Below are 22337 nucleotides of genomic sequence, written 5' to 3' on the forward strand. Positions count from 1 at the left end.
TTCCCGTCTTTCGCGTGGCCCGGCGGAGCGCCGGGCGTCGTGGCGTCGGTCCCGGTTCAGAACCGGGCGGAATCCAGATACTTGGCGACGTGCTCGGTCTTGCGCAGACCCTCGGTCTTCGGCGCCTCGGTGGCGGCCGCGGCCTCGGTGCCACCGACCACGGTGGTCGCGGCGGCGAGCGGAGCGCCGATGCCCACCAGCTTCAGCGCATCGCGCCGGGTGGCGGCGGCGGCCGGCTTGTCGTTGCGGTTCGTCATTGTGGTCTCCCTGAAGCAGACGCCCCCGCCATGCGGAACGCCTCGATCTCGATGTCGAGGAAGGCCCGGCCGATGGCGCCGACCGGGGCGTAGAGCAGCGAGCCGGACGCCCCCTCGAGATCGGCGAAGAAGTGCCCGGCCCAGGGCGCGATGTGGGTGTTGAAGAACGCGTCCTGATCGGTGACGGACAGCGTCGCGCGGTAGTCGCCGCGGATCAGCCCGGCCATCATCTCGCACAGGCTGGCGATGTGGTCCTCGGGGTCGCTCGTGCCCTCGGCGCGGACGATGCCGAGCCGGCGCATGTGGCCGCGCAGGACGGCGAGCGGCTTCTCGTTGAGGAATCCGGTCAGGTAGAAGCTGGCATAGGGCACCAGCTCGCCCCGGCCGAGGCCGATGAAGAGGGCGTTGTACTCGCGCTCCGCGGCGCGCGGCTCGGTCTGCGCGGCGACCTTGGCGAGCGCCGTCACACCCGCGCCCAGGGGGCTGGCGTCACCGGACAAATTTGCAAGATCGCGCAGGGTGGCGGCGTCCGGCGCGCAGGAGAGCAGCGCGGCGAGAAGGCCGTAGAGATCGGCACGCACCGCCTCCTCGTCCGTGATCGCGGGATGATCGAGGGTTGCGGTGTCGAGGCGCCCGGCTCGGGGCACCGTCTCTGAAGGCATTTCGGAATTCTTTTAGTTTCAGACCCGACTTGAATTAAGGCTAAACTCGAACCTGGAACATGGCAAGGTTGTGTTGCCGCGCGCCCACCACCCGCGGCCGCCCGAGCATCCGGCCTCCCGCGCCTTACGAGACGGAAAACCGCATGCGTCGCGGTCGCATCGCGGCGGGCGGGCCGCCGGGTCCCGCCGCGGCCCCGGCCGGCGAACCGTCCCATTCGAGACTTTCGTCGGGGGTGGGGGCGGCCGCGACCGGCGGCGGCGCATCCTCCTCGGAGGCGGGCGAGCCGAGGCCATCTGCCGCGCCCGCCGCCTCCGCCACATCCGCCGGCGCCGCCGACTCCGCGGCCTGACGCGGCGCGGCGCCACCGCCCTCCGCGGCGGGCGGCGCCTCGGGCGGCGGGTCGGCCTTCGCGTAGCCGCGCAGAGCCTGGTATGCGCTCTCGACGATCCCCGGCGAAGCCGCTGCATCGGTGAAATCCTGGTCGTAGTCGACCAGCCCGTCGAGGTTGGCGAAGACCGGATTGCTGCGCCACAGGAGACGCATCGCCCGCCGCCGCAACGCAGCCGGGACGGTGCGCGCCAGGTAGGCGGAAAAGTCGGCCCCCGGCCCCAGCGTCTCGGGGTCGGCAAGGCCGGTGCGCTCCAGGAATTGCGCCTCCGACTCGGGTGCTTCTTCGGGGAGCGGCGCGGCGTGCGCCTCGTCCGGGCCATCGCCCGCAGCGCGCGCCTGCGGCACCGCCGGCGCGGTGTCGTCCGGTGCCGGCGCGTCGACCGGAAGGCCTCGCTTGCGGCGCGACCAGCGCTCGAAGGCGTTGTCGGTGCTCATTCGGACGACCGCTTCTGCTGGCCGGGCGCGCGGTAGACGTCGGCAAGCTGGCGGATGCGGCGGTCGCCCACCCCGTCCTCCACCAGGTCCACCCGCGCCTTGTCGCGCCGGCGCTTCACGAACGGCTCGTCGGCGAAGTGCGCCTCGACGAACGCCTCGACGAAGGCGGCGAGCCCGTCCGGCAGCGGCACCGCCTCGACCTGCTGCTCGGCACTGTCGGTATGGTCCTGCGCCTCGTAGGCGGAGGCGGTGATGGCGAAGAGGTGCGGCGGATCGTCCAGCCGCGGCCCGGACGGGCGCATCACCACGAAGGCCGACGGCGGCGTCATCGCCAGCGACACGCGGTAGCCCTCGACGTCGGCCCGGTGCAACTCGAGCGAGAGCGTCGCGGCGTGGTACTCGGCGATGCCGTCCGCCTCGCGCATCAGGCGCCAGTCGGCGGGCGGGGCGCCGGGAATCAGCGCCACCGGGCGATAGATCCACTTCGCCCAGCGCGTGCGGCCCGGCGTGCGGCGCACCACGACCCCCACCGGCAGCCGCGCCCGGCGAGACTGGATGGGACCGTCGGCCGCGTCCTCCGCCCTCGCCTCGTCCATGTCCCGCCTCCTCGCGCTTTGCTTCATGCTAGAAATACGACTTAGACAATGTCAAAGGCATGGGGACCAGACCGCCGACCCTGCCACGTCCCGAAGTCGAACCGCGCGGAGTCCTCCATGTCAGTCGATCGCCTCCTGTTGTGCACCTGCGGCGGCAGCCAGTCCGTGGACCCGGCGACCGCCGGCACCGCGATCGCCGCCGGCGATACGCGGGTGTGCGAGCTTTTGTGCACGAACGAGGTCGCGATCGCCGAGGCCGCGCTGGAGGCGCCGGGGCACACCGTCATCGCCTGCGGCCAACAGACGCGCCAGTTCGCCGACCTCGCGGCCGAGCGCGGCGCCGCCGAGCGGCTGACCCTGGTCGACATCCGCGACCGTGCCGGCTGGACCGATGCCGGCCCGGCGCACCCCAAGCAGGCCGCGCTGCTGGCCGAGGCGGCGCTCCCCGTCCCCGCCGCCCCCGCGCTCGACATCGTCTCGGAGGGCGTCGCGCTGGTGCTGGCCGACGCGGCGGGCGGCGAGGCCGCTCTCCAGGCCGCCGCCGCGCTCGCCGAGACGCTCGCCGTCACCGTCCTCTTCCCCACGCGTCCCGATGGCCTCACACCGACCGAGCGGTTCGACCTCGCCCTCGGCCGCGTGCGCACCCTCACCGGCGCGCTCGGCCGCTTCGAGACCACCGTCGACGGATACGCCCCCGCCGATCCGGCCGGGCGCGGCGCGGTCTCGTTCGCCGCAGCGACCGACGGGGCGCGCTCGCAGTGCGACGTGGTGGTGGACCTCACCGGCGGCGCGGCGCTCGTCTCCGCCCCGCACAAGCGCGACGGCTACGTGAAGGCGGACCCGAAGAGCCCCGCCGCCGTCGCCGGCGCGATCGCCGAGGCGGCGGACCTCGTCGGCAGCTTCGAGAAACCGCTTTATGTGCGGTTCGACGCGTCGCTGTGTGCCCACAGCCGGGCCGCGCAGCCCGGTTGCACCCGCTGCCTCGACCTGTGCCCCACCGGCGCCATCACCTCCGCCGGCGACACGGTGGCGATCGACCCGATGATCTGCGCCGGCTGCGGGGCGTGCGCCGCCGTCTGCCCCACAGGCGCGGCGTCCTACGACGCGCCGCCGGTGGAAACGCTGTTCGCGCGGCTCTCGACGATGGCCCGTGCCTTCCGCGCCGCCGGCGGCACCGCCCCGCGCGTCCTTTTCCATGACGACGCGTTCGGGGGCGAGATGATCGCCCTTTCGGCCCGGTTCGGCCGCGGCCTGCCGCCGGACGTGATCCCGCTTTGCGTCCCCAACGTCGAGCTCATCGGCCATGCCGAGCTGATGGCGGCGCTCGGCGTCGGCTTCGCGGCCGCGTTCGTGCTGGAGACGCCGCGCACCGACGGCGAGAGCCTCGCCCGCGAACTCGGCTTCGCGCGGGCGATCGCCCTCGGCGCCGGGCAGGACGCCGCCGCGCGCCTCGCGGTGATCGCCCCCGCCGACCCGGACGCCCTCGAAGAGGCGCTGTGGCGGGCGGCCCCCGCGCCGCTCGCCGCGCAACCGGTCCTGCCGCTGGGGGGACGGCGCGAGGTGACGCGCCTCGCCGCCAAGGCGCTCGCCGCCCAGGCCTTCGCCGCGGGCGAGCCGGCCGCACCCATTCCGCTTCCCGAGCGTGCCCCCTACGGCGCGATTCGGCTGGACGCGGACGCCTGCACGCTGTGCCTCGCCTGCGTCTCGCTCTGCCCGACCGGCGCGCTCGCCGACAATCCGGACAAGCCGCAGGTGCGCTTCCAGGAGGCCGCCTGCGTGCAGTGCGGCATCTGCGAGGCGACGTGCCCGGAGAACGCCATCGCCCTCGCCCCGCAGCTCGACCTCTCCAACGCGGCGATGAGCCACCGCGTCCTCAACGAGGAGGAGCCGTTCGACTGCATCTCCTGCGGCAAGCCGTTCGGCGTGCGCTCGACCATCGAGCGGATCGTCGAGAAGCTGTCGGGCAAGCACTGGATGTACACCGGATCGGACAATGTGCGGCTGATCCAGATGTGCGATGATTGCCGCGTGAATGCGCAGTACCATTCCGAAAACTCGCCTTTCCGCATGGGCGACCGGCCGCGCGTGATGACCACGGCGGACGAGATCGAACGCAACAAGAAGATGAACTAGGCGCCCCCCGCCCGGAGGATTCGATGACCGACACGACGCCAGACGCCTTCAACATGAGCCTGAGGAAGTTCCTCAAGACGGTCGGCGTCACCTCGCAGCGCGAGATCGAGGAGGCGGTGCGCGCCGCACGCGAGTCCGGCGCCCTGCCGGCCGGCCCGGTCAACGCCAAGGTCGTCCTCAGCGTCGAGGGGCTCGGCCTCTCGCACGAGGTGACCGGCACCATCGAGATGCCGGGCGCCGATGATTGACGAGGCCGCGGTCCGCGCCGCCCTCTCCCAGATCGTCGATCCGGGACGTGGCGCGGACATCATCACCGGCGACCAGGTCAAGGCGCTCACCATCAAGGGCGGCGCGGTGAGCTTCATCCTGGAGGTGGACGCCGCGCGCGGGGCCGCGATGGAGCCGGTGCGCGCCGCGGCCGAGCGGGCGGTCGCCGCACTCGCCGGGGTGGAACGCGTCTCGGCGATCATGACGGCGCACGCCGTCGCCGGTGCGCCGCGCACGATGCCGGCGGCCGACGCGCCCCGACCCGCGCCCAAACCGGAGCCGAAGACGCGCCCCGTCGCCATCCCCAAGCCGCTCGGCATGACGCGGCCGAAGAACCCGCCGGGGGTGAAGACGGTGATCGCCGTCGCCTCCGGCAAAGGCGGCGTCGGCAAGTCGACCGTGGCCGCGAACCTTGCCGTGGCGCTGGCGGCGCGCGGGCAGAAGGTCGGCATGCTGGACGCCGACGTCTACGGGCCGAGCCAGCCGCGCATGTTGGGCGTGTCCGGCCGCCCGTCGAGCCCGGACGGCAACATCATCCTCCCCCACCGCAACCACGGCGTGACCTTGATGTCGCTGGGGCTGATGGTGGGCGAGGACGAGGCGCTCGCCTGGCGCGGGCCGATGCTGATCGGCGCCTTGCAGCAGATGCTGCGACAGGTGCAGTGGGGCCGGCTCGACGTCCTGGTCGTCGACCTGCCGCCCGGCACCGGCGACGTGCAGATGACGCTCTGCCAGAACACCGACGTCGCGGGCGCGGTCATCGTTTCCACCCCGCAGGACATCGCGCTGATCGACGCGCGCAAGGGGATCGACATGTTCAAGAAGATGGGCACGCCCATCCTCGGCGTGATCGAGAACATGTCGGCCTTCGTGTGCGACGGGTGCGGCAAGGTGCACCACCCGTTCGGCCACGGCGGCGCCAAGGCGGAGGCGGCGCGCATCGGCGTGCCGTTCCTCGGCGAAGTGCCGCTCGACCTTGACATTCGTGTCGCCGGCGACGGGGGCGCGCCCATCGTCGTCCTGAAGCCGGAGAGCCCGCAGGCAGCCGCCTTCATGGCCGTCGCCGACGCGCTCCTCGCCTCCGACGCGCTGCAGGCCCCCGCCCCGTGAGGCGCCGGTGAGCACGCTCGCCGAGGCGCCCGTCCTGCCGCCCCTCTTGCGCGGCGAGGCGGTGACGGGCGACGTCTTCGCCGCGGCGGTGGCGCGGGCCGAGGCGGGCGTCGCCCCCGGCACGGTGCTTTATGAGATCACGCCGGCGGCGCTGGCGTTCGCCATCGTCCTGGCACCGGAGGTGCGGCTGGGCGAGGCCGTGGGCGTGATCCCCGCGCTGCAACTGGCGCTGGCCGACAGTCTCGGCGCGCTGGGCCCGCCGGAGGTCGCGATCCACCACGTCTGGCCGGCCGCGACGCGCATCAACGGGGCGGTCGGTCCCACCTGGCGCGCCGCCGCCAACGCTGAGGACCCCGGCGCCGAGCCCGACTGGCTGGTCGCCGCGGTGACGATCCCGCTCGGCACGCCGGCAGAGCGGCCGGGCGACACACCCGGCACCACCACGCTCGCCGAGGAGGGCTTCGCGGCGCTGACGCCCACCGCGCTCGTCGAGAGCCTGTCGCGGCATATGCTGTCCTGGATCAACCGCTTCGTGTCCGAAGGCTTCGCGCCCGTCGGCGCCGCCTGGTCGGCCGCCTGCGCCGATATCGGCGGCCCCGTGGCCGTGCCCGTCCCCGGCCGCCTCCTGGGGCTCGACGAGCGCGGCGGTGCCGTCGTCGCCGGCACGCACGGCACCGTCACGGTCCCTCTCACCCGGATGCTCACCCGACCATGACCCACCTCGCCCGCGTGATCCGGCTCGACGAGAGCGACCTCAACGTCTTCGAGCATGCCGCGGAGGTCGGCGAATGGGCGATCTCGGGCGCATTCGCCTATTCCAACTGGACCGAGGCGGACCTCACCGGCAAGCGCCGGCAGGCGTTCGCGCACGGCTGGCTCGGCCTCGAGACCTTCGGCCGCGCCTCGGTCGTCGCCGTGGCGCCGATCACCGAGCGCGAGTGGACCGCCGCCGCCGAGGCGCTGGCCGACCACTTCGTCGCCCACTACGGCGCCCCGTCGCGCGAGGCGGCGATGCCGGTGGCGCTGGAGGAACTCGGCCACGCGCGCGACCTCTGCAACGACTATGAGGCGAACACGCTGATCCTGGTCGAGCGCACGCTGGAGGAGGTCGGCGTGCGCGAGCGCTTCCGCCCGGTCGCCCCGGTCGCGGCCCCGCTGGAGAGCTTCGCCGTGCACGGCTCCTAGCTTGCCGGGCCCGATCGGCGCGGCGGGTCTTTCAACCGACCCACGAACCGGCGTACCACTCCGGCGACGCCCCCCGCCTCCGCGGCCGGGGCCGAGACGGAGGGACAGGGTAGCGTGGACAGCGGACGGATCGTCATCGTCGGCGCGGGACAGGGCGGCTTCCAGGCCGCGGCCAGCCTGCGCCAGGAAGGGTTCATCGGCGAAATCACGCTGATCGGCGACGAGGCGGGCCTGCCCTACCAGCGTCCGCCCCTCTCCAAGGCCTACCTCAAGACCGGCGTCGCGGACGAGCTGGAGTTGCGCCCCGCCGCCTTCTTCGACGCCAACGCCATCACCCTCGTCCACGGCCTGCGGATCGACACCATCGACCGGGAGGCGCGCGAGGCGGTCGCCGGCGAAACGCGCTTCCCCTACGACCACCTCGTCATCGCCACCGGCACACGCAACCTGCGCCCGCCGATCGCCGGGCTCGAGCATACCGTCGACCTGCGCACGCTCGCCGATGCGGCGCGGCTGCGCGACCTGCTGGCGGCGCCCCGGCGCGTCGCGGTGATCGGCGGCGGCTTCATCGGGCTGGAATTCGCGGCGGTGGCACGCACGCTCGGCCACGACGTCACGGTGGCGGAGGCGGCGCCGCGGCTGATGGCGCGGGTCGTCTCGCCGGAGCTGTCGCAGCGGTTCCTGGCGATGCACCAGGGGATGGGGACCGACGTGCGCCTCGGCCAGCCGGTCGCGCGAGTGCGCGAGGGCGCCATCGTGCTGGCGGACGGCAGCGAGATCGCGGCCGACCTCGTCCTGCTGGCGGCCGGGGTGCGGCCCAACTCCGAGCTCGCCGAGGCGGCGGGCCTCGCCGTCGCCAACGGTGTCGTGGTGGACGCGCAGCTCGCCACCGCGGATCCGGCGATCTCGGCGCTGGGAGACTGCGCGGTCTTCCCCGATCCGCGGACCGGCCGCCCGGTGCGGCTCGAGAGCGTGCAGGCGGCGGTCGACCATGCGCGCGCCATCGCCCGGCGGCTCGTCAAGGGCGTCGCCGACCCTTACGCCGCGGTCCCCTGGTTCTGGTCCGACCAGGCCGACTGGAAGCTGCAGATCGCCGGCCTCGCGACCCCCGAAGACACCGCCGTCGGCCGCGAGGACGGCGCGGTTCTGCGCTTCGACGGCGATCGGCTCACCGCGGTCGAGACCATCAACGATGCGCGCACCCACATGCAGGCCCGCCGCCTGATGGCGACCGACGTGCCGTTGACCCGCGAGACGCTGGCGGCGAGCGACTACGACCTCGGCCCGCTGATGAAGGCCGCGCGCGGCCGCTGAACCGGCGCGCCGGATCAGGCGCCGCCGGCGAGGCGCGCCTCGATCCGCCCGCACGCCTCCAGCACGAGGCGCGCCACCTCATCGCGGCGCGGGCCCTTCAGCCGGTCTCCGACCCCCGCGACCGAGACGGCCGCCACGATCAGCCCGGAGGGCTCGCGCACCGGGGCGCCGATGCCCGTCATCCCGTGCACCACGAAGTCCGGCAGGTAGGTGTAGCCGTCGCGCCGCGCCTCGGCGGCATGGTGGCGGATCGCCTCGGCGGTGACGCTGCGGTAGGGGAGCCGGTCGGCGAGCGCGGCGAGGATCGTCTCGCGCTCGTCCCGCGGCAGGAAGGCGAGCAGCGCCAGGCTCCCCGCCCCCGCCCCGAGAGGCCGCCGCGCGCCGACGTCGAGCGACAGCGCCTGCAGCGGGTGGCGACCGACATGCCGGTCGATGCACAGCGATTCGAGGCCGCTGCGCACCGAGAGGAGGCCGGTGTCCTCCACCTTCTCGACCAGCTCCATCAGCTCCCCGCGCGCCCGCTGGCGCAGCGCTCCCAGCGAGACCGGCAGCCCCAGCGCCTCCAGGAACTGCGGGGCGATGCGGTAGCGACGATCGTCCTCGCGGCGCAGCACCCCGGTCTCGGTCAGCGTGGCGAGGACACGCGCCGCGGTCGCCTTGTGAAGGCCGATCTCGCGCGCGACGTCCGACAGGCGCCGTCCCTCGGCCCCGCCCCGCGCGACACAGCGGATCGCCGCCACCGCGCGGCCGATGCTGCCGACCGTCTCGCCCGCCGGCACCGTGTCTTCCGCCATCTCGCCCTCCGCGACACCGACGGGTCCGGTTGTCGCTCTCCGGGGGCAAAAATTCAAGAAAGTATCGCAGAGCGAGAAAACCCGCCGGGCCCACGCGTTGACCTCGCCGGCGAGCAACTTAAAGCTCCGACGAAAATGATGGCGGCGGCCGGGCCGGGCCAGCCACCGCACGGCACGCAGCCGACCAGGGGGAGAGCCACGCGCATGTCCGAGGACGTCACCAGCCCGCCGACCGGCGGTTCCGCGGGTGCTACCGTGTGCGTCGTCGGCGCGGGGGTCTCCGGGCTTACGGCGCTGAAGGCGCTCGCCGAGGCCGGCGTCGCCGCCGAGGGCGTCGAGCGCGGGTCCGACATCGGCGGCATGTGGCGTTACGAGAACGACTCCGGCACCTCCTCCGCCTACCGCAGCCTGCACATCGATTCCTCGCGGCAGAGCCTTGCCTGGCCGGATTTTCCGCTGGACGAGACTTTGCCCGACTACCCGTCCCATGCCCACATGCTCGCCCACTTCGAGCGATATGCTGAGCGCTTCGGCCTGCGCCGGGCCATCCGCTTCGGCACGACGGTCGTCGCCGTGGAGCCGGCGGGCGGCGGGTTCGACGTCACCACCGAGCCGACCGCCGGCGGGCCCCGCACGACCACGCGCCATGCCCGGGTGATCGTCGCCAACGGCCACCTGTCAGAGCCGCGAATGCCGGACTTTCCGGGCGACTTTGCCGGCACCGTCACCCACTCCCACCATTACCGCACCGCCGAGCCGTTCGCCGGCAGGCGCGTGCTGGTGGTGGGCATCGGCAACTCGGCGGTGGACATCGCGGTCGACGTCGCCAAGAGCGCGGCGGCGACCTTCCTCTCCACCCGCCGCAGCGCGTGGATCATGCCCAAGTACATCGGCGGCATGCCGACCGACCGCTTCCTCGGCCTGCTCATCCGCCGCTTCAAGCTGCCGGTGCGGCGGGCGCGGTCGGTCGCGGCACGCATCGCGCGGCTGACCTACGGGGCGCAGGAGCGGTTCGGCGTGCCGCTGCCGGCGCACCCGGTGTGGCGCGAGCACGCGACGCTGAGCCAGGACCTCCTCCCCTATCTGGGCCACGGCTGGATCGCGATGAAACCCAACGTCGCCGAACTCGCCGGAGACGAGGTCGCCTTCGTCGACGGCAGCCGGGAGCGGGTCGACGCCATCGTCTACGCCACCGGCTACCGCACCACCTTCCCGTTCCTGGACCCCGCGGTGTTCGCCGTCGGCGAAGGGGCGCCGCCGGCGCTCTACCGGCGCATCCTATCGACGGCGCATCCGGGGCTGATGTTCGCCGGCCTGGTGCAGCCGATCGGGCCGACGATCCCCCTGGTGGAGGTGCAGGCACGGTGGATCGCCGCCGTTCTGTCGGGCCGCCTGCCGCTCCCCGATCCCGAGGTCATGGAGCACGAGGTGCGCGAGCATCGCGAGACGGTCGCCAGAACCTACCTCGACGCCGCGCGCTACACGCTGGAGATCGACGCGCGCGCCTACGCCGCCGATCTCACCGGCGACCTCGCCCGCGCCGCCGCCCGATGACGCGCGCCCGCATCGCCGGCATCGGCGACACACGCTTCGGCCGCCACGAGGGCCGCGACACGCTGGACCTGATGGCCGAGGCCGCCAGCGCCGCGCTCGCCGACGCCGGCCGCGAGCGCGGCGAAGTCGACGGGCTGCTGACCGGGTACAGCACGGCCATGCCGCACATCATGATGGCAACGCTGTTCGCCGAGCACTACGGCCTCGACCCGGCCTACGCGCATGCTCTCTCGTGCGGCGGCGCGACGGGTGGGGCGATGCTGATGCTGGCCAAGGTGCTGGTGGAGAGCGGGCAGTGCCGCAGCGTCCTCGTGGTCGCGGGCGAGAACCGCCTCACCAACGAGGGCGGGCGGGACGACGCCATCAAGGCCCTCGCCCAGGTCGGCCACGCCGAGACGGAGGTGCCCTATGGCGCCACCATCCCCGGCTACTACGCCCTCCTCGCCTCGCTCTACATGGCCGCGCACGGCGTCACCGAGCCGGATCTCGCCACCTTCGCCGTCGCCATGCGCGAGAACGCCGCGCGCCACCCCGGCGCACACCTCACCGCGCCGATCACGATCGACGACGTCCTCGCCTCACGCCCCATCGCGACACCGCTGAAGCTCCTCGACTGCTGCCCGATCTCGGACGGGGCGGCGGCCTTCCTCGTCGCGGCGGACGGCGCGGGACCGCGCCTGGCCGGCGCCGGCCAGGCCCACCGCCACCAGCACGTCAGCGCCCTCGCCGACCTCGACGACACCGGCGCGGCGCGCGCCGCCGCCCGCGCGTTTGCCGAGGCCGGCCTCTCGGCCGGCGACATCGACTATCTCGGGATCTACGATTCGTTCACCATCACCGCGCTCATTCTCCTGGAAGAACTCGGCTTCTCCGCACGAGGGCGCGCCGCGCGCGACCTCGCGGCCGGCCGCTACGGGATCGACGCGGTGCCCCTCAACACCCACGGCGGGCTGCTGTCGTTCGGCCACTGCGGCGTCGCGGGCGGAATCGCCCACGTGGTGGAGACGGTGCGGCAGATGCGCGGCACGGCGGGCGCGCGGCAGGCGCCGCGGCGGCCACGCACCGCCTTCGTCCATGCCGACGGGGGCGTCCTCTCCGCCCACGTCAGCCTCGTTCTGGCGGAGGACTGAGGCCATGAAGGCAATCGTCGAACGGCGCCGCGCGGCCGCGACCGCCGGCCGCATCGAGATGGAACGCTGCACCGCCTGCGACACGCTCCAGGCCGCGCCGCGCGAGACCTGCGCGGCCTGCGGCGCGGCGGCGCTGGTGCCGGCCGTGCTGTCGGGCCGCGGGCACGTCGCCGCGATCACCACGGTCCACCGGGCGCCGACGCCCGACTATCGCCCGCTGGTGCCTTACGCCATCGCCCTGGTGGACCTCGCCGAGGGGGGGCGCATGATGGGGCACGCCGCGCCGGGCCTCGCGGTGGGCGACGCCGTCACGGCCCGGACCCACACCGTCGGCGAGCGCCCGCTCGCCCTCTTCGAGCCTGCCGGAGACACCGACCGATGAGCCTTGCCGCCCTCGTCCGCCCCTCGTCCGTCGCCGTCGTCGGCGCGTCGGACAACACCGACAAGATCGGCGGGCGGCCGCTCTATTACATGAAGGCGCTCGGCTATCGGGGCCGGATCCTGCCCATCAACCCGGCGCGGCAGACCGTGCAGGGGATCCCCGCCTTCGCCTCGCTGGAAGCGCTGCCGGAGGCGCCGGACTGCGTCGTCGTCGCCGTGCCCGGGCAGGCGGCGATCGACGCGGTGGAGGCCGCGGCGCGGATCGGCGCCAAGGCGGCGATCATCATCGCGTCCGGCTTCGGCGAATTGGGCGCGGCGGGCAAGGCGGAGGAGGCGCGCATGCGCACCCTCGCCAATGCGGCGGGGATGCGCCTCGTCGGCCCCAACAGCCAGGGACTCGCCAACTTCGGCACCGGCGCGATCATGAGCTTCTCGACCATGTTCATCGAGGAGCCGCCGCAGGACGGGCCGGTCGCCATCGTCAGCCAGTCGGGCGCGATGGCGGCGGCGCCCTACGGCCTCCTGCGTCAGCGCGGCATCGGCGTGCGCCACGTCAATGCCACCGGCAACGACTGCGACGTGACCGCCTCCGAGCTGGCCACCGAGATCGTGCAGGACGAGGGCGTGCGGCTCCTCCTCCTCTATCTGGAGGCGTTGGACGATCCGGCGATGCTGGCCCGCGCCGCCGCGTTGGGGCGCGAGCGCGGCGTGCCGATCATCGCCATCAAGTCCGGCCGCTCGGCGCAGGGGGCACGGGCGGCCGCCTCGCACACCGGCGCGATCGCGACGCCCGACCGCACGGTCGACGCGTTCTTCGCCAAGCACGGCATCTGGCGGGCGGACGGGATGGCCGATCTCGTGCGCGCGACCGAGATGTACCTGCAGGGCTGGCGGCCGCAGGGTCGCAACGTCGCGATCCTCTCCAACAGCGGCGCCAGCGGCGTCCTGTGCGCGGATGCCGCCGAGCGGGCGGGCCTGCCGCTGGCGACGCTGGCGCCGGAGACCGAGGCGACCGTCGCCGCCGCGCTCCCGACCTTCGCCTCGCCGAAGAACCCGATCGACGTGACCGCGGCGCTGCTCTCGGACCCCGGCCTGATCGGCAAGGTGCTGCCCGCCGCCGGCGCCGACCCGGACGTTCACATGTTCCTGCTGGCGGTGCCGATCTCGGGCCGCGGGTACGACTTTCCGGGCTATGCGCGCGACGCCGCCGCCTTCACCGCCGCGACCGGCAAGCCCGTGGTCCTCGCCGCACCGCAGCGCCAGGTGCGCGACGCGTTCGCCGCCGTCGGCGTGCCGGCGTTCCAGACCGAGGACGAGGCGATCGCCGCCCTCTCCCAGTTCGCCCGGCACAACGAGATGCTGGCCCGCCCGGTCGCCGCGATGGTGCCGCCGCGCCCCGCCGCCGGCCCTGCCGCGACGTCGAGCGAAGCCGCCTCGCTCGACCTGCTGGCGCGCTTCGGCGTCCCCACGGTCGCGCGGCGGCTGTGCGCCAGCGCCGACGAGGCGGTGCGGTTCCTCGGCCAGATCGGCGGGCGCATCGTCCTCAAGGCCGCGTCGGCGGCGATCCCGCACAAGTCCGAGCACGGCCTCGTCCACGTCGGCCTCGGCGATCCCGCCGCGGTGGAGGCCGCCTTCGCCCGGATCGCCGCCACGGTGGAGGCGCTCGGCCACCCGTTCGAGGGGGCGCTGGCGGCCGAGATGGTGCGCGGCGAGCGCGAGCTGGCGATCGGCGGGGTGATGGATCCGGTGTTCGGCCCGGTCGTGATGATCGGCGACGGCGGCATCGCGGTGGAGGCGATGCCCGACAACGCCCTCCTCCTCCCCCCGTTCACGGCCGCCGACGTCGACGATGCGTTGGCGCGGCTGCGCATCGCGCCCCTCTTCCAGGGCGTGCGCGGCCACCCGCCGCTCGACCGCAGGGCGGTCGCCGCGGCGGCGCAGGCGGTGGCCGCGCTCCTGATGGACGCGGCGGCCGGGGTCGTCTCGGTCGACATCAATCCGCTGATGGTGACGGCGACGGGCGCGGTGGCGGTCGACGGTCTGGTGGAGACGGCGGCCGGCGCACCGGCCGGGACCGGCGGCACCGAGACGCGCGGCTGAGGGGGCTGCCCCGATCCCGTCATGCAACCCCCTTTATATGCGCGAGTTTAACTTGTACGCCTCAAACGAAATGACCCTCCGCCGGAGCTTGGCCCTAGGATGTTTCCAAAACCGCAGCCGCAGCTGACCCCCAACACCTACGCCTACGAGTCGGAGCCGATGGTGAAGCCCACCGGCTTCCGCGAGTACGATGCCCGCTGGCTCTTCGGCAAAGAGCTGAACCTGATGGGCGTGCAGGCGCTCGGCATGGGCATCGGCACCATCCTCGGCGAGATGGGCAAGCCGCGCGAGATCGTCACCGGGCACGACTTCCGCTCCTACTCGGCGTCGATCAAGCTTGCCTTGATCCAAGGGCTGATGGCCGCGGGTTGCAAAGTGCACGACATCGGCCTCGCCGTGACGCCGATGGCCTACTTTGCGCAATTCGCGCTGGACGTGCCGGCGGTGGCGATGGTGACCGCCAGCCACAACGAAAACGGCTGGACCGGCGTGAAGATGGGCGCCGACCGCCCGCGCACCTTCGGGCCCGACGAGATGGGCCGCCTCAAGGACATCGTCCTCAACGGCAAGTACGACCTCGAGGGCGGCGGCTCGTACGTCTTCGTCGACGGCTTCCCGAAGATCTACATGGACGACCTCGTCAAGGATCGGAAGATCAAGCGGCCGTTGAAGGTCGTCGCGGCGTGCGGCAACGGCACCGCCGGCGCCTTCGCCCCGCAGACGCTGGAGCGCCTCGGCGTGGAGGTGATCCCGCTCGACGCCGAGCTCGACTTCACCTTCCCGCGCTACAATCCGAACCCGGAAGACATGGAAATGCTCCACGCCATCGCCAAGGCGGTGAGGGAGCACGACGCGGACGTCGGCTTCGGGTTCGACGGCGACGGCGACCGCTGCGGCGTCATCACCGAGACCGGCGACGAGATCTACGCCGACATCATCGGCGTGATGCTGGCGCGCGATCTCTCCAAGCTGAAGAAGGGCTCGCAGTTCGTCGTCGACGTGAAGTCGACCGGCCTCTTCATGACCGACCCGGTGTTGCAGGCGAACGAGGCCAAGACGGACTACTTCAAGACCGGCCACAGCTACATCAAGCGCCGCGTCAACGAGCTGAACGCCGTGGCGGGGTTCGAGAAGTCGGGCCACTTCTTCTTCAACGAGCCGATCGGCCGGGGCTACGACGACGGCCTCATCTCGGCGATCGCGATCCTGGAGATGCTGGACCGCAACCCGGACAAGACGATGTCAGAGCTGCGCGGCGAGCTGCAGAAGACCTGGCAGACGCCGACGATGTCGCCCCACTGCGACGACGAGATCAAGTACACCGTCGTCGACAAGGTGGTGAAGCGCTTCGAGGACATGCACGCCAAGGGCGAAGCGATCGCGGGGCAGAAGATCGCCGAGCTGATCACCGTGAACGGCGTGCGCGTGGTGGCCGAGGACGGCACCTGGGGTCTGGTGCGCGCCTCCTCCAACAAGCCGGAGCTGGTGGTCGTCGTCGAGAGCCCGACGAGCGAGGCGAACATGCGCGCCATGTTCAAGGCGGTGGACGACGTGCTGCGCGAGAACCCGGAAGTCGGCGCCTACAACCAGACGATCTGACGGCGGCGACGGCCCTCGTCACGCCCGAACCCGGGCGGACGCGCCGGCTCGTCCGGCGCGTCGCCGTCGCGCACGTTGAGACGGCCCCGCCCCGGCGGCCGCGCCGCGCCCCGGGGTGCCGGCGCACGGTGGGGCGGCAACCCTTCCTTGTGCCGCCCGTTCGGACTAAATGCTTGTGTCAGCACGTAAGCGTCTTGGGCGGCCGGCTATCCGTCGCGTCGCCGTCGACGCGTACCCTTGCCCGGCACAATCGCACGTCCGCGCGTCATCCAGGGAGGCCCCATGTACTACGAGTCCGAGCTGCCGAGCGCGCTCACCCACGACCCCTTCAAGGCCATCGTCGCGCCTCGGCCGATCGGCTGGATCGGCACGCTGAACGCGGACGGGGTCCCCAATCTCGGCCCCTACTCCTTCTTCAATGCGATCTCCACGCGGCCCAACCTGGTGGCTTTCTCCAGCGAGGGCTGGAAGCACTCCGCCGCCAACGCCAAGCTCACCGGCGAGTTCACCTTCAGCCTCGTCACACACGCGCTGCGGCACCAGATGAACGCGTCGTCGGCCAACATCGAGGACGGGGCGAACGAGTTCGACAAGGCCGGCATCGAGATGGGCACGCCACGCATCGTCAAGGCGCCGTTCGTGAAGGCGAGCCCGGCCGCGTTCGAGTGCAAGGTCGTCCAGTCGCTGGAGCTGACCGGGATCGACGGAACGTCCGCGGGGAGCTTCCTGACCATCGGCCAGGTGGTCGCCGTCCATATCGACGACGACTATATCGTCGACGGGATCTTCGACGCGCAGCGGGCGCGGAGCGTCGCGCGGTGCGGCTATCGCAACTACGCCACCGCCGAGACGCTGTGGGAGCTGGGCCGCCCCGACGGTCCGGCCGTGCCGGTCTGAAGACCACTGCGCCGCGGGACCACGCGCCCGCGGCTTTCACCTCCGCGGCGCCCGATCCGCGGACAACCGGGGCGCAGGAGCCTGCCCCTCGTCAGGACGCCCTCTCGTGCTTCGCCCCAACGTCACCGCGCTCATCATCGCCTCGGCCCTCTTCATGGAGAACCTCGACTCCACGGTGATCTCCACCGCGCTGCCGACGATCGCCGCCGACATCGGGTCCGATCCCGTCCGCCTGAAACTGGCGTTGACGGCCTATCTCCTCAGCCTCGCGACCTTCATCCCGATCTCCGGCTGGGCGGCGGACCGGTTCGGGGCGCGCACGGTGTTCCGCTGCGCCATCGGCGTCTTCGTGCTGGGGTCGGTGATGTGCTCGGCGTCCTCGTCGCTGCCGGAGTTCGTCGTCTCGCGCGTCGTGCAGGGCGCGGGCGGGGCGATGATGACGCCGGTCGGCCGGCTGGTGCTCCTGCGCAGCACCGAGAAGTCCAAGCTCCTCGACGCGATGGCCTGGTTCACCACGCCCGCGTTGATCGGTCCGCTGATGGGCCCCCCCGTGGGCGGCTTCATCGCCACCTACTTCGACTGGCGGTGGATCTTCTGGATCAACGTGCCCGTCGGCGCGATCGGCATCCTGCTGGTGACGCTGTTCATCGCCGAGGTCCGGGCCGAGGAACGCCCCCCGCTCGACATCGTCGGCTTCGTCCTCTCGGGGGTCAGCCTGTCCGGCCTCGTCTTCGGCCTGTCGGTGCTGGGGCAGGCGATGCTGCCGCTCCCCGTGGCGCTGGCGATGATCGGCGTCGGCCTCCTGTCGGGCGCGGCCTACCTGTGGCACGCCAAGCGCGTCGCCCATCCGCTGCTCGACCTCGACCTCTTGCGCACGCAGACCTTCTTCACCGCCGCGATCGGCGGGTCGCTCTTTCGCATCGGCATCGGGGCGATCCCGTTCCTGCTGCCGCTGTCGTTGCAGCTGGGGCTGGGTATGTCGGCGTTCTCGTCGGGCAGCCTGGTGTTCCTGGGCGCGGCGGGCGCGCTGCTGATGAAGATGACCGCCAAGCCGATCGTCCACCGTTTCGGCTTCCGCTCCACGCTCATCGTCAACGGGGTGATCGCGGCCGTGTGCCTGGGCGCGATGGCGACGTTCGTGGCCGACCCCGGCCCGATCGCCATCGCTTCGATCCTGCTGGTCGGCGGTTTCTTCCGGTCGCTGCAGTTCACCTGCCTCAATGCACTCGCATATGCGGACGTGTCCTCGCGGCGGATGAGCCGGGCGACCAGTCTTTCCAGTGTCGCGCAGCAGGTATCGCTGGCGCTGGGCGTCTCGGTGGGGGCGTTCGTGGTGGAGATCCAGCGCTCCGGCCGGGCGGACGACACGATCGTCGCCGGCGACTTCGTGGCCGCGTTCCTCACCGTGGCGGCGATCGCGCTGTGCGCAGTGGTCTTCTACCTGCGGCTGCCGCGCGATGCGGGGGCGGAGATCAGCGGCGCAGTGCGCGCGGCGCGCACCCCGGTGGCGAGCACCTGACCACCGGCCGGAGCCGGGACGCGAGCGGGGCGACACACGTCTGCGCCGTCATGGCGCAGCGCGGAGGGGGATCTCCGCGTCACCGGCCGTGTCGGCCCGCACGGCGTTGCGCGCGGGCCGGGCTCATGGCTGGTGTATGTGTGCGGTGCGCGTGGGGCGAGCCGGTCCGGGGCGGTGCGCGGCCGCCGCGGAACTGGGCGCGAGGCTAGCCGATAAAGATCCACTCCCCGCCGTTGAGGTCTCCGGCGCCCTCCAGGGTGAGTGTCCCCATCCCCGTGTCGAACACCAGATTTCCGCGCATGCTCGTTAGGCGGTCCGCCGCCTCCGAGGCGCTCATGTCGAGGCCGGAAATGTCGATCCGGTCGCCCTCGTGCGGGTCGAAGTCGCGCACCACGTCGCGGCCCGAGCCGAACGCGTCGAACACGTCCCGCCCGTCGCCGCCGGTCATGACGTCGTTGCCGCGGCCGCCGGCCAGCTTGTCGTTTCCGGCGCCGCCGGAGAGGCGGTCGTGCCCACCGCCACCGTCGAGCCGATCGTGGCCGACGCCGCCGTCCAGGATGTCGTTGCCTTTCTGGCCGGCGAGGCGGTCGTTGCCGGCGCCGCCGCTCATCGCGTCGTTGCCGATGCCGCCCAGCAGCTTGTCGCGACCGCCGGCGCCGACCATCTTGTCGTTGCCGGCGCCGCCGAGGAGGCGGTCGGCGGCATCGCGCCCCAGAAGCTGGTCGGCACCCGAGCCGCCCGACAGGACGGACCTGCCGTTGACGCCGATCAGCGTCTCGCCCGCGGCGGTGCCCTTCACCAGCATCGTGTCGCTGGCGGCCCGGTAGACGGTCGTCACCCCGTCCAGCCCGCCGGCCGGGCCGTAGAGGTGTTGCAGCGCCTTCACGTCGAGCGACTGGTAGGTGTCGTGCGGATCGTCGCGGTTGTAGCTCATGAGGGTGTGCGACGTATTGTCGGTGGCCGCGTCGAGCTGCACGCCGCCCTCGTGCGGATGCTTCAGGCCCAGAGTGTGGCCGAGCTCGTGCAGCAGGATCTCGAACCCCCAGGAGCCGGGGGTGTAGTCCGTCATGACGTCGCTCATGAGGATCTGGCTGCTGGTGTTGGGCGATCCGGCCGACACGGACGGATAGTGGGCCCAGGAGTAGCCGCTGCCGTCGGTGGTATATTGGAGGCTCACCATCGGGTCGTCGTCGGCCCCGACCTCGACGAACCGCACGCCCGCGACGGCCTCCACGCGGTCCACCGCCTCGCGCATGCCCTCGATCAGGGCGGCGTCCGGAGCAGCGCGCTGCGCGCCTTTGTGATCCGGCGCAAACGCATAGGTGACGATGGCGGGCTGACCGAAATCAGTCATCCCGTTCTGCCGCGCGCCACCGCCGGCGATCACGCTGCGCCACTCGTCGATCGGCGCGAAATTGAAGGGGGATTCGGCTGCACCGGGGTCAACGATACCCGGCGACGGCGCGCGTTGAGCCGCCGATTTGGCTTCACACAGGGAACACACTACACTACATCCCATCCGGTACACACACACGAGACGAGGTCGTCGACCGTCGACGTCGAGCGCAACTTTGTCCCCACCGCAGGATGACAAGCGTCGACACGGTCTCTAAATGCGACTGGTCAGGTACCCACAGGCGTTCGCATGCAAACCGTCATCATTGTCATCCATCTCATGATCGTGCTCGCGCTCATCGCGGTCATTCTCATTCAACGGTCGGAAGGTGGCGCCCTCGGAATCGGCGGCGGTGGCGGAGGCGCTATGTTCTCCGCCCGTGGCAGCGCCAACCTCCTGACGCGAACCACGACCATCCTCGCAGTCGTATTCTTCATCACCTCGCTTGCGCTGGCCTTGCTGGCCAAGCAGCAGTCGGGCGCCCCGTCGATCCTCGATCTCACCGGCGAGGAAAGCGCCCCGGCCACCGGCGCGGCCCTTCCCGACCTGACCGAGGGTGACGGCAACCTCCTCGACCAGCTGCAGAACGAGTTCGGCGGCGCCAACCCGTCGCCGCCGTCCGACGATGCGGCGGTCCCCGCCGCGCCCAGGCGCTCCGGCGCTCCCGAGGTGCCGTCGGGCAACTGATGTGAATTGCGACGCGCGTGCCCGTCCCGGACGATGACAATCCGGGCGGGCCGGGTTAAGCGTCGGTGCGGAACAAAGGATCCGCCGATGCTGGACACGCGCGCCGCTCTCGCCCCGCCCGCCACTGCACCGGTCGCCCTCACCGTTCCGGCGCGGGCCCATCCACCGTCCGCCATTTCCCGCCGCTCCGCGGCTTTTCCCGTTTCGACCGAGGTTTGACGTGACGCGCTACGTCTTCATCACGGGCGGCGTGGTCTCTTCGCTCGGCAAGGGTCTCGCCTCCGCAGCGCTTGGTGCGCTCCTTCAGGCCCGTGGCTTCAAGGTCCGCCTGCGCAAGCTGGATCCCTACCTCAACGTCGATCCGGGGACGATGAGCCCCTATCAGCACGGCGAGGTCTTCGTCACCGACGACGGCGCCGAGGCCGACCTCGACCTCGGCCACTACGAGCGGTTCACCGGCCGCCCCGCCACCAAGATGGACAACATCACGTCCGGGCGCATCTACCAGGACATCATCACCAAGGAGCGCCGGGGCGATTACCTGGGCGGCACCGTGCAGGTGATTCCGCACGTGACCGACGCCATCAAGCAGTTCGTGCTCGACGGCAACGAGGACTACGACTTCGTGCTGGTGGAGATCGGCGGCACGGTGGGCGACATCGAGGGCCTGCCCTTCTTCGAGGCGATCCGCCAGCTGGGCACCGAGTTGCCGCGCGGCTCGTGCCTCTACATCCACCTCACCCTGATGCCGTACATCCCCTCGGCGGGCGAACTGAAGACCAAGCCGACGCAGCACTCGGTCAAGGAGCTGCGGTCCATCGGCATCCAGCCGGACATCCTGCTGGTGCGCTGCGACCGGCCGATTCCGCCCTCCGAGCGGCGCAAGCTCGCCCTCTTCTGCTCGGTGCGCGAGACGTCGGTGATCCCGGCGCTCGACGTGACGACGATCTACGACGTGCCGATCGCCTACCACAACGAGGGTCTCGACGACGAAGTGCTCGACGTCTTCGGCATCGAGGCGCCGGTGCCGAAGCTGACGGGCTGGGCCGAGATCTCGCGCCGGATGCGCAATCCGGAGGGCGAGGTCACCATCGCCGTCGTCGGCAAATATACCGAGATGAAGGACGCCTATAAGTCCCTCGTCGAGGCGCTGACGCACGGCGGCATCGCCAACAACGTCAAGGTCAATCTCGACTGGATCGAAAGCGAGATCTTCGAGACCGAGACGCCCGCCGCCCACCTCGAGGGCGTCAACGGCATCCTCGTTCCGGGCGGGTTCGGCGAGCGCGGCGCGGAGGGCAAGATCGCCGCCGCCGGCTTCGCGCGGCGCCACAAGGTGCCCTATTTCGGCATCTGCTTCGGCATGCAGATGGCGGTGATCGAGGCGGCGCGCCACATGGCGGGGATCGAGTCCGCCGGGTCGACCGAGTTCGGCCCCTGCCCCGAGCCGGTGGTGGGACTGCTGACGGAGTGGCTACGCGGCAACGAGCTGGAGCGGCGCATGGCCGGCGGCGACCTCGGCGGCACGATGCGCCTCGGCGCCTACCCGGCCGACCTCGCCGCCGACACGCTGATCGCCGACGTCTACGGCGGCACGCGGATCGAGGAGCGCCACCGCCACCGCTACGAGGTCAACATGGCCTACCGCGAGCGGCTGGAGGCGGTCGGCATGCGCTTCTCGGGCACCTCGCCCGACGGCGTGCTGCCGGAGACGGTGGAGCTGGTCGACCACCCCTGGTTCATCGGCGTCCAGTTCCACCCGGAGCTGAAGTCCCGCCCCTTCGAGCCGCATCCGCTGTTCGCAGGTTTCGTCGCCGCCGCCGTGACCCAATCCCGTCTCGTGTAACCGCGCGCCGGCCTACTCCTCCACATACCTCGCGGCCGTCGCCACGATGCGCTCGGAGTATTCGTAGATCGAGTCCAGCGTCTC

At 71.9% G+C, this 22337-nt stretch carries 21 protein-coding genes; 15 read left to right on the forward strand and 6 right to left on the reverse strand.

Features of this window, described 5'->3' with window-relative positions; genetic code table 11:
- Positions 1–56: 56 nt before the first annotated feature.
- From MRB58_RS03400 to MRB58_RS03415, 4 genes are all read right to left on the reverse strand, one after another.
- Complete coding sequence (locus MRB58_RS03400) at positions 57–257, reverse strand: hypothetical protein (protein ID WP_244780306.1); 201 nt, start codon at positions 255–257, stop codon at positions 57–59.
- Positions 254–919 (reverse strand): molecular chaperone, encoded by a 666-nt coding sequence (locus tag MRB58_RS03405; RefSeq protein WP_244780307.1) that lies wholly within the window; start codon positions 917–919, stop codon positions 254–256. The genes MRB58_RS03400 and MRB58_RS03405 overlap by 4 nt, the downstream gene beginning before the upstream one ends.
- A 124-nt stretch (positions 920–1043) precedes the next feature.
- Entirely contained in the window at positions 1044–1745 is a 702-nt protein-coding gene (locus MRB58_RS03410) for a DUF3306 domain-containing protein (protein WP_244780308.1), read from the reverse strand.
- A complete protein-coding gene (locus MRB58_RS03415) occupies positions 1742–2341 on the reverse strand; it encodes a DUF3305 domain-containing protein (protein WP_244780309.1) in 600 nt (199 codons plus the stop codon). The genes MRB58_RS03410 and MRB58_RS03415 overlap by 4 nt, the downstream gene beginning before the upstream one ends.
- A gap of 117 nt (positions 2342–2458) precedes the next feature.
- On the opposite strand from MRB58_RS03415, the gene MRB58_RS03420 reads away from it, so the two are divergent.
- The 6 genes from MRB58_RS03420 (at position 2459) to MRB58_RS03445 (ending at position 8350) form a co-directional block, all read left to right on the forward strand.
- Positions 2459–4474 (forward strand): 4Fe-4S dicluster domain-containing protein, encoded by a 2016-nt coding sequence (locus tag MRB58_RS03420; protein ID WP_244780310.1) that lies wholly within the window; start codon positions 2459–2461, stop codon positions 4472–4474.
- 23 nt (positions 4475–4497) lie between these two features.
- Entirely contained in the window at positions 4498–4722 is a 225-nt protein-coding gene (locus MRB58_RS03425; protein ID WP_244780311.1) for a DUF6494 family protein, read from the forward strand.
- Complete coding sequence (locus MRB58_RS03430; protein WP_244780312.1) at positions 4715–5851, forward strand: Mrp/NBP35 family ATP-binding protein; 1137 nt, start codon at positions 4715–4717, stop codon at positions 5849–5851. Before MRB58_RS03425 ends, MRB58_RS03430 begins: the two co-directional genes overlap by 8 nt.
- A 7-nt stretch (positions 5852–5858) precedes the next feature.
- On the forward strand, positions 5859–6566 hold the full coding sequence (locus MRB58_RS03435; RefSeq protein WP_244780313.1) for a biotin/lipoate--protein ligase family protein: 708 nt from the start codon (positions 5859–5861) through the stop codon (positions 6564–6566).
- Complete coding sequence (locus MRB58_RS03440; RefSeq protein ID WP_244780314.1) at positions 6563–7036, forward strand: DUF6505 family protein; 474 nt, start codon at positions 6563–6565, stop codon at positions 7034–7036. The genes MRB58_RS03435 and MRB58_RS03440 overlap by 4 nt, the downstream gene beginning before the upstream one ends.
- A gap of 114 nt (positions 7037–7150) precedes the next feature.
- A complete protein-coding gene (locus MRB58_RS03445) occupies positions 7151–8350 on the forward strand; it encodes an NAD(P)/FAD-dependent oxidoreductase (protein ID WP_244780315.1) in 1200 nt (399 codons plus the stop codon).
- Positions 8351–8364: 14 nt separating this feature from the next.
- On the opposite strand, the gene MRB58_RS03450 is transcribed toward MRB58_RS03445, so the two are convergent.
- Complete coding sequence (locus tag MRB58_RS03450) at positions 8365–9144, reverse strand: IclR family transcriptional regulator (protein WP_244780316.1); 780 nt, start codon at positions 9142–9144, stop codon at positions 8365–8367.
- Positions 9145–9348: 204 nt separating this feature from the next.
- Between MRB58_RS03450 and MRB58_RS03455 the strand changes: the two genes are divergently transcribed.
- The 7 genes from MRB58_RS03455 (at position 9349) to MRB58_RS03485 (ending at position 18324) form a co-directional block, all read left to right on the forward strand.
- Positions 9349–10698: an NAD(P)/FAD-dependent oxidoreductase gene (locus MRB58_RS03455; protein ID WP_244780317.1), complete on the forward strand. Its 1350-nt coding sequence runs from the start codon at positions 9349–9351 to the stop codon at positions 10696–10698.
- Positions 10695–11828: a thiolase family protein gene (locus MRB58_RS03460; protein ID WP_244780318.1), complete on the forward strand. Its 1134-nt coding sequence runs from the start codon at positions 10695–10697 to the stop codon at positions 11826–11828. The genes MRB58_RS03455 and MRB58_RS03460 overlap by 4 nt, the downstream gene beginning before the upstream one ends.
- A gap of 4 nt (positions 11829–11832) precedes the next feature.
- Positions 11833–12210 (forward strand): Zn-ribbon domain-containing OB-fold protein, encoded by a 378-nt coding sequence (locus tag MRB58_RS03465; RefSeq protein WP_244780319.1) that lies wholly within the window; start codon positions 11833–11835, stop codon positions 12208–12210.
- Positions 12207–14309: an acetate--CoA ligase family protein gene (locus tag MRB58_RS03470; protein WP_244780320.1), complete on the forward strand. Its 2103-nt coding sequence runs from the start codon at positions 12207–12209 to the stop codon at positions 14307–14309. Before MRB58_RS03465 ends, MRB58_RS03470 begins: the two co-directional genes overlap by 4 nt.
- 99 nt (positions 14310–14408) lie before the next feature.
- Positions 14409–15908: a phosphomannomutase/phosphoglucomutase gene (locus MRB58_RS03475; RefSeq protein WP_244780321.1), complete on the forward strand. Its 1500-nt coding sequence runs from the start codon at positions 14409–14411 to the stop codon at positions 15906–15908.
- 282 nt (positions 15909–16190) lie between these two features.
- Positions 16191–16805, forward strand: coding sequence for a flavin reductase family protein (locus MRB58_RS03480; protein WP_244780322.1), 615 nt, complete (start codon positions 16191–16193; stop codon positions 16803–16805).
- Between the two features lie 106 nt (positions 16806–16911).
- Complete coding sequence (locus MRB58_RS03485; protein ID WP_244780323.1) at positions 16912–18324, forward strand: MFS transporter; 1413 nt, start codon at positions 16912–16914, stop codon at positions 18322–18324.
- Between the two features lie 205 nt (positions 18325–18529).
- Here MRB58_RS03485 and MRB58_RS03490 read toward each other — a convergent pair whose 3' ends face one another.
- A complete protein-coding gene (locus tag MRB58_RS03490; RefSeq protein WP_244780324.1) occupies positions 18530–19678 on the reverse strand; it encodes a hypothetical protein in 1149 nt (382 codons plus the stop codon).
- A gap of 291 nt (positions 19679–19969) precedes the next feature.
- Between MRB58_RS03490 and secG the strand changes: the two genes are divergently transcribed.
- Together secG and MRB58_RS03500 are read left to right on the forward strand one after the other, a co-directional pair.
- Positions 19970–20407, forward strand: a complete 438-nt coding sequence (gene secG / locus MRB58_RS03495; protein ID WP_244780325.1) for a preprotein translocase subunit SecG — start codon at positions 19970–19972, stop codon at positions 20405–20407.
- 220 nt (positions 20408–20627) lie between these two features.
- Positions 20628–22253 (forward strand): CTP synthase, encoded by a 1626-nt coding sequence (locus MRB58_RS03500; protein ID WP_244780326.1) that lies wholly within the window; start codon positions 20628–20630, stop codon positions 22251–22253.
- The last annotated feature ends 84 nt before the right edge of the window (positions 22254–22337 follow it).

The sequence above is a fragment of the Acuticoccus sp. I52.16.1 genome (assembly GCF_022865125.1).
GTDB lineage: Bacteria > Pseudomonadota > Alphaproteobacteria > Rhizobiales > Amorphaceae > Acuticoccus.

Coding starts and splice junctions, on each gene's coding strand:
- MRB58_RS03400 (WP_244780306.1), bottom strand. CDS start 257: ATGACGAACCGCAACGACAAGCCGGCCGCCGCCGCCACCCGGCGCGAT.
- MRB58_RS03405 (WP_244780307.1), bottom strand. CDS start 919: ATGCCTTCAGAGACGGTGCCCCGAGCCGGGCGCCTCGACACCGCAACC.
- MRB58_RS03410 (WP_244780308.1), bottom strand. CDS start 1,745: ATGAGCACCGACAACGCCTTCGAGCGCTGGTCGCGCCGCAAGCGAGGC.
- MRB58_RS03415 (WP_244780309.1), bottom strand. CDS start 2,341: ATGGACGAGGCGAGGGCGGAGGACGCGGCCGACGGTCCCATCCAGTCT.
- MRB58_RS03420 (WP_244780310.1), top strand. CDS start 2,459: ATGTCAGTCGATCGCCTCCTGTTGTGCACCTGCGGCGGCAGCCAGTCC.
- MRB58_RS03425 (WP_244780311.1), top strand. CDS start 4,498: ATGACCGACACGACGCCAGACGCCTTCAACATGAGCCTGAGGAAGTTC.
- MRB58_RS03430 (WP_244780312.1), top strand. CDS start 4,715: ATGATTGACGAGGCCGCGGTCCGCGCCGCCCTCTCCCAGATCGTCGAT.
- MRB58_RS03440 (WP_244780314.1), top strand. CDS start 6,563: ATGACCCACCTCGCCCGCGTGATCCGGCTCGACGAGAGCGACCTCAAC.
- MRB58_RS03450 (WP_244780316.1), bottom strand. CDS start 9,144: ATGGCGGAAGACACGGTGCCGGCGGGCGAGACGGTCGGCAGCATCGGC.
- MRB58_RS03455 (WP_244780317.1), top strand. CDS start 9,349: ATGTCCGAGGACGTCACCAGCCCGCCGACCGGCGGTTCCGCGGGTGCT.
- MRB58_RS03460 (WP_244780318.1), top strand. CDS start 10,695: ATGACGCGCGCCCGCATCGCCGGCATCGGCGACACACGCTTCGGCCGC.
- MRB58_RS03465 (WP_244780319.1), top strand. CDS start 11,833: ATGAAGGCAATCGTCGAACGGCGCCGCGCGGCCGCGACCGCCGGCCGC.
- MRB58_RS03470 (WP_244780320.1), top strand. CDS start 12,207: ATGAGCCTTGCCGCCCTCGTCCGCCCCTCGTCCGTCGCCGTCGTCGGC.
- MRB58_RS03475 (WP_244780321.1), top strand. CDS start 14,409: ATGTTTCCAAAACCGCAGCCGCAGCTGACCCCCAACACCTACGCCTAC.
- MRB58_RS03480 (WP_244780322.1), top strand. CDS start 16,191: ATGTACTACGAGTCCGAGCTGCCGAGCGCGCTCACCCACGACCCCTTC.
- MRB58_RS03490 (WP_244780324.1), bottom strand. CDS start 19,678: ATGACTGATTTCGGTCAGCCCGCCATCGTCACCTATGCGTTTGCGCCG.
- secG (WP_244780325.1), top strand. CDS start 19,970: ATGCAAACCGTCATCATTGTCATCCATCTCATGATCGTGCTCGCGCTC.